This is a genomic window from Proteobacteria bacterium CG1_02_64_396 (assembly GCA_001872725.1).
In the GTDB taxonomy this organism is placed as follows: Bacteria; Pseudomonadota; MNWR01; order CG1-02-64-396; family CG1-02-64-396; genus CG1-02-64-396.
The window spans coordinates 1-12,458 of record MNWR01000066.1; the positions used below are offsets into that span (position 1 = coordinate 1).

The following is a 12,458-nucleotide window of genomic DNA, read 5'->3' on the forward strand; positions in this document are numbered from 1 at the left end:
TGACGAAAAACCGGGGAAATTTGGACCGATTACCCGCCGGCGCACGACTGCATGGATGCAGGAGGTAGAGCAATGCAGGAGCAATTGCCGAGTAGGACGGTCTCAAGTCCGACAGGCTCCTAGTTCTGGGGCGAGGGGACAAAAAGCCCAAATTCACGCGATATTCATAGGAATCCGCCATGCCGAAGATCCATTTCTTGCCCATGGATGTAACCGTCGAGGTCGAGCCGGGCACCACCGTTTTGGAGGCCTGCGAGGAGCACGGCATCCACCTCGAACACGCCTGCGAGGGCTCCCTGGCCTGCTCGACCTGCCACGTCATCGTCCGCAAAGGGTTCAACGACCTGGAACCGGCCAGCGACGAGGAGGAGGACATGCTCGATCAGGCCTGGGGACTCACCCCCACCTCCCGTCTCGGTTGCCAGGTGGTCGCCTACGACGACCTGGAGGTCGAGATTCCGAGTCAAACCCGCAACATCGACGCCGATGCGTTGCGGGCCAAGCTGCGCGAAAAGGGGATCAAGCGATGAACCGACCGCTGAAATGGGTCGATGTGCGCGACATCGCCATCGAACTGGCCGAAACCCACCCCGACATCAAGCCGCTGAACATCCGCTTCACCGATCTGCACCGCTGGGTGACCGAGCTGCCCAACTTTCGAGACAACCCCGAGCATTCCAACGAGAAAATTCTGGAGGCGATCCAGATGGCTTGGTTGGATGAGGCGGAGGACTAAGAGCAACGCTTTAATTCCGCCTCGGCTGCCCTTTTGGACTTGTGGGAGGCGACTTTTGTCGCCGAGGCGAAGCTGAGTTGTCGCAATGCAGGTGAGGATTGGGGTAGGGGTTCCGATTTGCCCCTTCATTCGCAGATATAAATCTGCTCTTACAAGGCTGACCAGAAAGGTCATCCCCCTTTCTTGTTAGGTTGCAGATGATCGTGTCGTCCTTTCCCCATCGAATTGCCACCAAGCCCGCCCCCCGGCGGGCTTTTGCCGTTTCCCCCACATTCCGATGAACGATCTGGACACCCTGACCCGCCGCCTTGCGGTCGAAGGCTGGCAACCCGACGCCACCGTGGTGGTGGGGATGAGCGGCGGGGTCGACTCGACCGTCACCGCCGCCCTGCTGCTTCGCGCCGGATTTAAGGTGGTGGGGGTGACACTGCGACTGTGGTCGGAAGGCAGCCGCTGCTGTTCTCTGGACGACATCGACGACGCCCGCTACGCCGCCAGCAAACTCGGGATCCCCTTCTACGTCATCGACCGCGAGCCTCTCTTCCGCGACGCGGTGGTACTCCCTTTTATCGCCGCCTACGGGGCCGGAATCACCCCCAACCCCTGCACCACCTGCAACGCGGTGGTGAAGTTCGCTCCCCTCATCGAACTGGCCGACCAGCTTGGAGCGGTCGGGGTCGCCAGCGGACACTATGCGCACCTGGACCAAGAGGGCAGGGCGCTGCGCCAAGGCGAAGATGCCGCCAAAGACCAAAGCTACTTCCTCTACGCCATCCCCTCAGAACAGCGCCCCCGGATCCGCTTTCCTCTGGCGGGGCTGAGCAAAAGTGAGGTGCGCCAGGCGGCGCGGCTGCTGCATCTGCCGGTGGCCGACAAGGCCGAATCCCAAGATCTGTGTTTTTTGCCCGATGGCGATCTCGACCACTTTCTTCGCGCTCAAGGGGCAGCGCCTCAGCCCGGCCCCATCGTCGACGCGGCGGGGCGGGTGGTCGGGCAGCACACCGGGATCCACCGCTACACCGTAGGGCAGCGCAAAGGGCTTGATCTCAAGGCGACCACCGCCGATGCCGAGCCGCAGTACGTGCTCGAACTCGACCCGACCCGCAACCGCTTGGTGGTCGGCCCCCGTGCCCACCTTGAAAAACAGGTGGTCACCCTGCGTGGAGTGATCGGCTGGGTCGCCTCCGAGGCGATTCCTGAAACGGTGTGGTTACGGGTGCGCCATCGCGGTCCTCTGCAAGAGGTGCAGATGTCAGCCTATGCGGGGGCGGCGGCGGTTCTCACCTTGAAAAAACCGTTTGGCCCCATCACCCCCGGTCAGGCGGGGGTGGTGTACGACGAGGCCGGTAGGGTGCTTTTTGGCGGGGTGATCGATGGCGCCGACTAAGCCTTCCACCACGGGTCGCGCCGCCGTGGTTCACATGGGGTGTCGGGTCAACCGTTTCGAGGCGGCCTGGATCGAACAAACCCTGAGCGGCGCTGGGTGGGAGGTAATGGCCGAGCCCTCGGGCAGCGATCTGGTGGTGGTCAATACGTGCACCGTTACCACGGAGTCGGATCGCCAGGCCCGACAACTCATCCGCCGCCTGAGCGCCGCCAATCCCAGCGGTAAAATCGCCGTGACCGGTTGTTACGCTCAGGTCGATCCCCAGGCGGTGGCCGCCATCCCTGGGGTCGACTTGGTCTTTGGCAACGGGGAAAAAGGGCGGCTGCTCGATCTGCTTGATGCCGACAGCGGCACCGTGGCGGTCGGCGCCCCCGAGGAGCGCGACGTTTTTGACGAGGTCGATCTGGAGGCCTTTGCCCACCAGACCCGGGCCTACATTCAGATTCAGAACGGCTGCGATCAGAAATGCACCTTCTGCATCATCCCCGCCGCCCGTGGCCCCAGCCGCTCGCTTTCGCATCAACGGGTGCTCGAACAAAGCGCTCGCCTGCTGGCGGCAGGTCACCGGGAGCTGGTTGTCACCGGGGTCGATCTGGGCGATTGGCATGATGGTGAGGTCGGGTTTTCGGCGCTGGTGGCCCAGTTGCTTGAGCTTGCGGGGCTGGAGCGGCTGCGGATTTCATCCCTCGATCCGGCCCACATCGACTCAAGGCTGATGGATCTTTTCACCCACCCCAAACTCATGCCCCACCTGCATTTGTCGTTGCAGGCCGGGGCCGACCGTACCCTCACCCGGATGAAACGGCGCGCCCGGCGCGACGAAATTCTGGCGGTCGGTCTGGCGCTTCAACATGCCAACCCAACCATCACCTTCGGCGCCGATGTGATTGTCGGTTTCCCTGGCGAGGACTACGGCGACTTCTTGCAGACCTGGGATCTGGTCCGACGCCTCCAGATCACCCATTTGCACGTCTTTCGCTATTCCCCCCGCCCCGGCACCCCCGCCGCCCGCTTTCCCGATCCGGTCGACTACCTCGCCGCCCGTCGTCGCGCCAAACATCTGCGCCGGTTGGGTGATCGACTGCTCGCCCGCCGCCTGGATGGTCTGGTGGGGCAGACGGTGGAGGTGTTGACCGAGGCGGGGTCCGAGGGGCAATGGCGGGGACGCACCGCTGCGGATTTTGAGGTGGTGGGGCAGGGGAGCATCCCCAAGGGTAGGCTGATTCGAGTCGAGATTGTCGAACGCGAAGGGGGGGTGCTGAAGGGAAAAACGCCTTCTGGATTGGCAAAAATCGGTATTCACACAACCGTCTAATGCCCGATGTTTGCAGGGGAAACCCTAGCCAATCCTTGCTCATTGCCCCGTCTGCGGCCACCCTTCCATTCCGTTTCCCTCCCTCCAGGAAGCCCTCTTCTAGCGATGAATAGCTTCAGTACACGCCTGGCCATCCTGCTTTCGCTGCTGCTGATGGTGCTCATGATCCCGGTGGGGCTGGTTCTGGAGCATCACCAGACCGAAACCATCGATCAGGAGGAACGTGCCCAGGTGGTGATGCTGGCCGAAACCCTCTACAGCTCCCTCGAAGTCTTGATGGAGACCGGCAATGGACCCCTGGTGCGGGGCTGGCTGGAGCAGCTGGCGGGGACTCAGGGGATCGAGTCGATTCAGATCGCCCGGCGCGACGGCCAGCTCGCCTTCCGCGATCTCGATACCCTGAATCGGGTGAACGCCCACCTGAAACACCAGCGTTTTGAACGGACCCCCACCCCCTCGCAGCCGTTACGCGACGTCGATGCCGCTGCCTTTCAAAGGGCGGTTCGTGGGGAGCGGACCGCCGCCATCTCCCCCGACGGCCACCTGTCGCTGGTTTTTCCCATCATGACCAAACACGACTGTCTGAGCTGCCACGGCTACGAGGACAACCCGGTGCGTGGTGTGCTCAACCTGCACCTCTACCGCCCCGACATCCAGGCCCGCATCGAGGCGATGCGTTGGAACCTGTGGAGCATGATCCTGGGGGTTTCGCTGGTGTTGGGTTTTGCCGCCTGGGCGGTGGTGCGGGGGACCATCCTGTTGCCGTTGGAGCGGGTTCGCGACGCGATGGTGATGGCCGGACGGGGGGAGCGGACGATTGTGATGCCGACCGGACGGGGCGACGAAATCGGAGATTTATCGCGCTCGTTCAACAAGATGCAGCACGACCTTAAGGTCAAAGAGGAGGAGGCAAGGGTCTTGGCGGTCCATGCCCCCGAGGGAATTGTGACCTTCGATGGCGAGGGGCGAATTCGAGGGTTCAACCCGGCGGCCGAGAAGATGTTCGGCTACCGGGCCGAGGCGATGGCGGGTCATGCCATCGCCCTGCTTTTTGCCGACAGCTTGGACAACCGCCCCGCGCTCAACGTCTTGGCGCAGATCGCCACCGCCCGCCCCAACGAAGAACGCATCGGCATGGAAAGCCTGGGCAGGCGGGCCGACGGCAGCCGATTTGTGATGGAATGGAGCCTCGGCGAGGTCGGAATCGACCCCGAGGAGCGCTGGTACATCGCCATGGTGCGCGACGCCACCCCCCGCCTTGAGCGGGAGTCCAACCTGCGCAAGATCTCCCAGGCCATCGAGCAAACCACCGATTCGGTGATGATTACCGACCGGGACGGCGCCATCGAATACGTCAACCCCGCCTTCGAAAAACTGACTGGCTATACCGCCCGTGAGGTGCTGGGCAAAAACCCCAGGCTGCTCAAGTCGGGGGAACACGGCGACGACTACTACCGGCAGATGTGGGAAACCATCCTGGCGGGCGAGCCCTTTGCCGACGTGGTGGTCAATCGGCGCAAGGACGGCTCGTTGTACTACGAACAAAAAACCATCACCCCGTTGAAGAACGACCGGGGCTGGGTCACCCATTTTGTGTCGACCGACCGGGACGTCACCGAGCAAAAGCGGCTCGAAGAAAAACTCCACTTCCTGGCCAGCCACGACCGCCTCACCGGCCTACCCAACCGCACCCTGTTGCACGACCGCCTGCGTCAAGCGTTGGTCCATGCCCGGCGCCACAACGGCCATGTGGCGGTGATGTTCCTCGACTTGGACCGTTTCAAAGAGGTCAACGACACCCTGGGGCATCAGGCGGGCGATCTTTTGTTGGTCGAGGTAGCCAACCGTCTGCAATCGGGGCTGCGCGACGGCGACACCGTCACCCGCATCGGGGGGGATGAATTTGTTCTGGTGATCGAGGAGCTAAGCGGCACCGAGGTGGCGGAGCAGGTGGCCGAAAAACTCTTAAAAAACCTGCACCACCCTATCGAATTCGAGGAATGGAGCATCCTCCCCTCGGGCAGCCTGGGCATCGCCTGCTTCCCCGAGGACGGCGACAGCGAAGAGGCGCTGATCGCCAAAGCCGACGAGGCGATGTACCTGGCCAAGAAGATGGGACGCAACCGGTATCAGCGCTACGGAAAATAACCGGGTTGCCTGGATACACGCCCCCGCGTCGATTGCGATTTCCCCCCGTATCCGTACCCTTTGCAACCTCAAATTTCCCCGTAGTTACCCCCTTTTTTGGAGACCGAAATACCCATGGCCATTGAACGCACCCTGTCGATCCTCAAGCCCGACGCCGTCGCCAAAAACGTCATCGGCGACATCATCAACCGCTTCGAGAAGGCCGGTTTGTCGGTGATCGGCGCCAAGCTGGTTCAGCTGAGCCAGGAAGAGGCCGGCGGTTTCTACGCCGTGCACAAGGCTCGCCCCTTCTATGGCGACCTGTGCTCCTTCATGGCCTCCGGACCCGTGCTCATCATGGTGCTCGAAGGCGAGAACGCCATCGCCACCAACCGCGACCTGATGGGCGCCACCAATCCTAAAGATGCCGCCCCCGGCACCATCCGCGCCGACCACGCCGACAGCATCGACGCCAACGCCGTGCACGGCTCCGACGCCCCCGAGACCGCCGCTTGGGAGATCAACTACTTCTTCGGCCAGGTGGAGCTCTGCCCCCGCCGATGAGCGGCACGCGCCCCCACATCCTCGGCCTGGCCCCCGCCGTTTTGGCGGGGGTCATCGCCGGGCTTGGCAAAGAAAAATTCCGCACCAAGCAAATTCTGCATTGGGTTTACGCCCGCCATACCCTCGATTTCGACCAGATGACCGATCTGGCCAAAGATCTTCGGGTTTTTCTGCCGCAACACCTCGACAACACCCTGCTTGAACTGACCGCCCGGCAAGACAGCAGCGATGGCACCAGTAAATTCCTTTTTCGCCTGCACGACGGCCAGATGGTCGAGACGGTCTACATCCCCGAAGAAGACCGTGGCACCGTCTGTGTCTCGACCCAGGTCGGATGCCCCATCGATTGCTCCTTCTGCATGACCGCAACCCAGGGATTTGCCCGCAACCTCGAAGCCTGGGAGATCAACGCCCAGGTCTGGCAAATCCGCGCCGCGCTAGCCAGCGAGGGGCGGGCGGTGACCAACATCGTGGTCATGGGGATGGGGGAGCCGCTGCTCAACCTCGACAACCTGCTGCCCGTGCTTGAGGTCTGGTCCGATTCGCAGGGGATGCAGATCGGCCAGCGCAAAATCACCGTTTCGACCGCCGGTCTCATCCCCGAGATGGCGCGGTTGGGGGCCGCCTCCCCGGTGAATCTAGCCATCAGCCTGCACGCGGTGACCGACGAACTGCGCAACGAGCTGGTGCCGATCAACCAGAAGTACCCCTTGGCACCATTGCTCGACGCCTGCCGCGCCTACCCCCTCAAGGCGACCCGGCGCATTACGTTTGAGTACATCATGCTGGGCGGGGTGAACGATTCGGTCGGCGATGCCAAAAAGCTGGTGAAGCTGCTGCGGGGGATCCCGGCCAAGGTAAATTTGATCCCCTTCAACCCCTTCCCCGGCTCGAAATACCACCCCTCCAGCAAAGAGGCGGTGCTGGCGTTTCACGACGTTGTGCTCAAGGGGGGGATCACCGTCTTCACCCGTAAGGCGCGGGGGCAGGATGTGGACGCCGCCTGTGGGCAGCTCAAGGGGCGGGTCGTTTCTCGCCGTACCTCGGGGCAACTGCGGGATATTCCCGTCATAACCTCTTAACCCAAAACCAGGGAGTCCTCATGTCGCAGACACCCGCCGTCGCCGTCATCGGCGGCTCCGGCCTTTACCACATCGAAGGACTCGAAAACACCCGTTGGCACAAGGTGGAGACCCCCTTCGGCAGCCCCTCGGACGAGATCCTCGAAGGGACGCTGCAGGGGCAGCGAGTGCTGTTTCTGCCCCGCCATGCCCGGGGCCACCGTCTCAATCCGGGCGAGGTCCCCTACCGGGCCAACATCTACGCCTTGAAATCCCTGGGGGCCAAACGGATCGTCTCGGTGTCGGCGGTCGGCTCCCTGCAAGAGCATCTGCAGCCGGGACTGTTCGTCATCGTCGATCAATTCGTCGATTTTGCCTTCGCGCGCGACCGAGAGGGGCAGCCCAAAACCTTCTTTCGCGAGGGGGTGGCGGGGCATGTTTCGATGGCCTACCCGGTGTGCTCCTACCTGACCGGCGCGCTTGAAGAATCCTGCGGCGCCTGCGGCATTGACCACCAAATGGGCGGGACCTACTTCAACATGGAGGGGCCCCAGTTCTCGACCAAGGCCGAAAGTAAGATGTACCGCGCCTGGGGGATGGACATCATCGGCATGACCAACGCCGCCGAGGCCAAACTGGCCCGTGAGGCGGGAATGTGTTACGCCACCGTCGCCCTGGTCACCGATTTCGATTGCTGGCACCCCGACCACGACGCGGTCACCGTCGATCAGGTGGTGGCGATCATGCAGGCCAACGTGGCCAAATCTCGTCAGTTGCTGGCCCATGTGTTGCCGTTGCTCGACCTCGATTCCCCCTGCCATTGTCAGGATGCCAGCGCCTTTGCCGTCATTACCGATCCGACCCACATCGGCGACGAGATCAAAGGCAAACTTGCCTCCATCTGGAGCCCCCGCTCATGACCCTTCCTCCCCGCCTGCTGCTTTGGCCCCTTCTGGCACTGACCTGCTGGACCCTGGTGTTGAACGGCTGTGGGGATGGGGCGACCGAGGAATTCAAGAAAGAGAAACAGGGGCAGGCCTATCAGCGTCTGGGTAATGACTACCTGGGTAAGGGGCAATTCGCCCGCGCTCTGCAAGATTTACTGCGGGCCGAAAAACTCATGCGTACCGATGCGGCGTTGCACGATGCCATCGGGTTGTGTTACCTAGGGCTGGGCAAATACGAAGAGGCGACCGCCCGTTTCGAGATGGCGCTCAAGGTCGACCCCAATTATTCCAATGCCCAGAATAACTTAGGTACCATGTTGATGGGGCTTGGGCGGTACGACGAGGCGATTCCGCACTTCAAAAAGGCGTTGGAAAACCCCTTTTACCAAACCCCGGAGATGGCCTACGCCAACTACGCCTGGGCCGAATACAACCTGAAGCACTACCCCAGAGCATTGGAGCTGGCCGGCACGGCGGTGCAGTTGTCCCAAAAGGAGGACCCCATCGCCCGTTACCGCATGGCGATGGTCCTCGATGCCCTTAACCGTAGGGACGAGGCGAAGGCGGCGATGGAGATGATCCTTGAAAACGCCCCCAACTTCGCCCCCGCTCTGGTGTGGCTGGGACGCGACGCCTTCAACCATGGTGATGGGGCCGCCGCCCGCGAATACCTCGACAAGGTGGTGGCAATCGCGCCCGATAGCCTCGACGCATTAACCGCACGGGCGTTGTTATCCCGCTTGATTCGCACCGAACCCTTTGAGGGAGGACAGTAACCGTGGACAGCACTGGGGAACATCTGCGCAGCGCCCGCGAGGCGGCCGGGATCTCCTTAGAGGAGGTCGCCGCTCGCCTCAAACGGCCCGTCCATCAGGTTCAGGCGGTGGAGAACAACCAGTTCGACGGTCTGGGGGGCGGGGTCTACGTTCGTGGATTCCTGCGCAATTACTGCAAATTGGTTCACGTCGATCCCGAAGCGCTACTGGCGACCCTTCCGGCCGAGTTTCAGAGCCAACCCACCGTCTTTGCCGAACATCCTGCCAATTCCCTCAAGGTGGCAGCCTCGGCGCAGCGCCGCCGTTTTGGGGGCGGGGTGTTTGCGGCCATTGCGGTGGTTGTGGTCATTGCTTGGCTGTTCGGCAACAGTGATCCCGGCACGGAGGTTTCCCCCCCTAACCACCCCCTCAAGCAGGGGGAGGGGCCTGATGTCCACATGATCGACCTGGGTTCGCCAAATCCGACCGAGAATGAGGTCCAGCCCATCCCATCCGACACTGCTGTCCCCACTCCGTCCGACGTTGCGATCCCCGCACCCGCCGACAAGGTAGTCCCACCCCCCTCAGCGCTCCAAGAGGTACAGGCGGGAGATCGACCGGCAGCAATCGAGGTAACCGTGACCCTTCGAGCCTCTGACCGCTGCTGGGTTTACATCGAACGCGAGGGGGAGACCTACCGCGACGTTACCCTGTTTCCCGACGAAAACTGGGTGGTTTCGCTCCACCCCGGCGACCGCGTGACCTTGGGCAATGCCGGGGTGATTTGGATTCGCACCCCGAGCGGGGATTGGGTTGGTCCGCTGGGGGCAGACAAAAAGGTGCTGCGTCATTGGAATCTGGTGAACAACGACGGCTCTCTCCATCTGCCGCCGATCCCTGACGCTCCTGTGGCGACGCCATCGACCGACGATCAGGCTCAGATCATTTCACCGTTGCTCGCCCCGTCCGCCCCCAATGACCCCCTTTTATAAAGACCGCTAGGAAACGGCCCGTATGTTCATCCCCTTAAGACTCAAACTGGCCTTTGTGCTTGCCGTCGGTGTGGCGGTAGCGGTGGCCCTGTTTGGCTTGATGGTCGAGAACAAAGGGCGGGAGATGGTCTATGCCCAAGCCTCGGTGCTGGGCAAAACCTTGGGTACGGTCGCCTCGACCAGCAGCAAAATCCCCATTCTGCGTGGCGACGCCAACTCCTTAAAAAAACTGGCCACCGATCTGGTGGTCGAGGGGGGGAGCACCCTGGCTGCGGGGATTCGCACCGTGGGGGGCGAAAACTTAGGCTGGGCGGTCTCCAATCAATTGGTGCAACTGCGCGATGCGGCTCAGATTGCCGGAATTGCGCTACCCGACGAATGGGTCGGGATGAGCCAGGGTGGGTTCGAGGACAAGCTCAAGGCGGCCCGCCAGGAGGGGGGCGATCCTGAGTTTTTGGAGCAGGTCGAGCAGTTGAAACAGGCGGTGTTTGAGGCGCTGGTTCCCCAACAATGGCCCGAACGCACGGTGGAGGTCGCCCACGATGGGGCAATGACCATCATCCGCGCCCCGGTCACCTTCGGCGCCTCCGACAAGGTGATCGGCTGGGTCTGGATCGCCATGGGGCACCACACCTTGGAGGAGGGGCTCAGCAAGGTGCGCTGGCAGACCATCCTCATCGGCCTGGTTCTGGTCGGCATCATGGCGGCCATCGCCATCGCCTTGGGGGGGCAAATCTCTAGCCGCGTCGAGGAGCTCAGCTACGCCACCCAGGCGATTGCTTCGGGCAAACTCGACACCCGCCTCGAACCCCGCACCCGGCAGGACGAGGTCGAACACCTGGTGGTCCACTTCAATCAAATGGCCGAGGACATCCAATCGCGAGAACGACTGCGCGAGGCGTTTGGCCGTTTTGTTCACCCCCACATGGCCGACGAGGTTTCGAAAGGGACCTGGGAGCTGACCCGAAAAGGCAAACGGGTTGACGCCACCATCCTCTTCATCGATCTGGTCGGGTTCACCTCGATGTCGGAGTCGATCCGCGAAGAGGAGGTGGTCGAGATCCTCAACGCCTTCTTCGACAAGGTGGTCGAGGTGGTTTTCCGCCACGACGGCTCCATCGACAAATTCATCGGCGACGCCGCCATGGCGGTCTTCGGGGTGCCGGTCCCCGACGAGGATCACCTGCGCCACGGCTGCCACGCGGCACTGGAGCTGATCGAGGCGGTTGAAACCCTGAATCTGGGGCGCCGGGTTCAGGTGCGCATCGGGGTCAACAGCGGATCGGTGGTCGAGGGGGCGATGGGGGCGGCCGACCGGCTCGACTACACCGTGGTTGGCGATGTGGTCAATGTCGCCTCGCGTCTGTGCGACGAGGCGCCGACCGGAGGCATCCTGCTGCCCGAGACCATTCGTCAGCCCTGGATGACCCAGGGGGCAACCCACGAGCTGGCGCTGCACGGCAAACGCGATCCCCTGCGGGCGATAGAGCTGATCGGGGTTCGCGGAGGGATGGCGTGACCGGGGGGCGCTGGTATGCCCTGATGTTATGCGGCCTGTTGGGTTTGGCCGGGTGTGCCACCGTTCCGCAGAAGATGGGCACCTTAATGGAGCAGGGGCAGTACGCCCAGGCGATTGCCCTGGGGGAGGGGGCTCCAAGCAGCCCCGAGATCGAAAACCTGCTCCAGCGCGCCCGTCTCGATCAGTCCCAAGCCTACGCCAGGTGGTCGACCGAGGGGGCTACCCTGGAACAAAAAGGCGATCTGGAGGGGGCCTTGGCGGCATGGCAAAACGCCCTCGCCGCCCAATCCAGTCCAGTGGGGCAAGCTGCCTTGCAGCGGGTGCGGGGCAAGCTGCACGAGGACCGCGAAAACCGCCTGTTCGCCACCCAATCGGCCCTGCTCAAGGGGTATCGCCAAGCCCTGGCCGCCCACCCCCCCAAAGATGTAGCTTCCTCAATCCAAACCAATCTCGACCAATTGACCCATACGATCCTGACCCACGCCCAAGCGCTGCAAACCAGTGGCGACGGGGAGGGGGCTCGCCGCTTTTGGGCGCTGATTTCCGAAACCCCCGAGGCTGCAGAGGGGCTGGCGCAGATGCAAAACAAAGAGCGGCGCGATCTACTCAGCCATCCCCTGGCGCCATCCACCCCTCTCAAAGTACGGGTGGGGCCGGGCGAGCCGCTGAAAAACCTGCCCAGACTACCCAGCGCCAAAGATGCCGCTTTGGAGGAGCTCAAAGGGCTGCAAGACAAGGAAGATCTCCCCGGGATTCGGCAGTGGCTCGACCGCCATGGCAACCAGGGCTGGTTAGAGAATGGGGCGCAGCGTGCTCTGGAGGGGCAGCTGACCGCCACCGCCGCCAAACTGATGGCCCGTGCCGACGCCGCCTTTCTGGCCGAGGATCTCAGCGGCGCCATCACCCTGGCCCGCCGCGCCGTGGCGCTCGATCCCTCGCCCCCCCAAAATCAAAAGCGGCTCAAGGAGTGGGAGGGGATGCTCGAAAACCTGCAACGCTTGCAGGGCGCCTCGCCGTAAAAACCATCCGTCGCTTGAATTCCATCGCTCAAAAGA

12 protein-coding genes are annotated in these 12,458 nt (G+C 62.7%); all 12 read left to right on the plus strand.

The features are described from left to right. Positions 1-179 precede the first annotated feature (179 nt). The 12 genes from AUJ55_07810 to AUJ55_07865 all read left to right on the plus strand — a co-directional run bounded on the left by AUJ55_07810 (position 180) and on the right by AUJ55_07865 (position 12,422). Positions 180-530, plus strand: coding sequence for a hypothetical protein (locus AUJ55_07810; GenBank protein ID OIO56668.1), 351 nt, complete (start codon positions 180-182; stop codon positions 528-530). Between the two features lie 8 nt (positions 531-538). Then, on the plus strand, positions 539-736 hold the full coding sequence (locus AUJ55_07815; protein OIO56718.1) for a Fe-S assembly protein IscX: 198 nt from the start codon (positions 539-541) through the stop codon (positions 734-736). 352 nt (positions 737-1,088) lie between these two features. Then, the gene (locus tag AUJ55_07820) at positions 1,089-2,123 is read left to right on the plus strand and encodes a tRNA 2-thiouridine(34) synthase MnmA (protein OIO56719.1); all 1,035 of its coding nucleotides are present in this window, start codon (positions 1,089-1,091) and stop codon (positions 2,121-2,123) included. Next, positions 2,110-3,438: a tRNA (N(6)-L-threonylcarbamoyladenosine(37)-C(2))-methylthiotransferase MtaB gene (locus AUJ55_07825; protein OIO56669.1), complete on the plus strand. Its 1,329-nt coding sequence runs from the start codon at positions 2,110-2,112 to the stop codon at positions 3,436-3,438. The genes AUJ55_07820 and AUJ55_07825 overlap by 14 nt, the downstream gene beginning before the upstream one ends. A gap of 105 nt (positions 3,439-3,543) precedes the next feature. Continuing rightward, a complete protein-coding gene (locus tag AUJ55_07830; GenBank protein ID OIO56670.1) occupies positions 3,544-5,586 on the plus strand; it encodes a hypothetical protein in 2,043 nt (680 codons plus the stop codon). Positions 5,587-5,700: 114 nt separating this feature from the next. Then, complete coding sequence (locus AUJ55_07835) at positions 5,701-6,129, plus strand: nucleoside-diphosphate kinase (GenBank protein ID OIO56671.1); 429 nt, start codon at positions 5,701-5,703, stop codon at positions 6,127-6,129. Then, positions 6,126-7,211: a 23S rRNA (adenine(2503)-C(2))-methyltransferase gene (locus AUJ55_07840; GenBank protein OIO56672.1), complete on the plus strand. Its 1,086-nt coding sequence runs from the start codon at positions 6,126-6,128 to the stop codon at positions 7,209-7,211. The genes AUJ55_07835 and AUJ55_07840 overlap by 4 nt, the downstream gene beginning before the upstream one ends. Before the next feature lie 20 nt (positions 7,212-7,231). After that, on the plus strand, positions 7,232-8,110 hold the full coding sequence (locus AUJ55_07845; protein OIO56673.1) for a methylthioadenosine phosphorylase: 879 nt from the start codon (positions 7,232-7,234) through the stop codon (positions 8,108-8,110). After that, positions 8,107-8,913, plus strand: coding sequence for a hypothetical protein (locus AUJ55_07850; GenBank protein ID OIO56674.1), 807 nt, complete (start codon positions 8,107-8,109; stop codon positions 8,911-8,913). Before AUJ55_07845 ends, AUJ55_07850 begins: the two co-directional genes overlap by 4 nt. Positions 8,914-8,915: 2 nt before the next feature. Beyond that, a complete protein-coding gene (locus tag AUJ55_07855; protein ID OIO56675.1) occupies positions 8,916-9,884 on the plus strand; it encodes a hypothetical protein in 969 nt (322 codons plus the stop codon). Between the two features lie 22 nt (positions 9,885-9,906). Further along, positions 9,907-11,403 carry a hypothetical protein gene (locus AUJ55_07860; protein ID OIO56676.1) on the plus strand — a complete coding sequence of 499 codons (1,497 nt, stop codon included), beginning with the start codon at positions 9,907-9,909 and terminating at the stop codon, positions 11,401-11,403. Further along, positions 11,400-12,422, plus strand: a complete 1,023-nt coding sequence (locus tag AUJ55_07865) for a hypothetical protein (GenBank protein OIO56677.1) — start codon at positions 11,400-11,402, stop codon at positions 12,420-12,422. Before AUJ55_07860 ends, AUJ55_07865 begins: the two co-directional genes overlap by 4 nt. Positions 12,423-12,458: the final 36 nt, after the last annotated feature.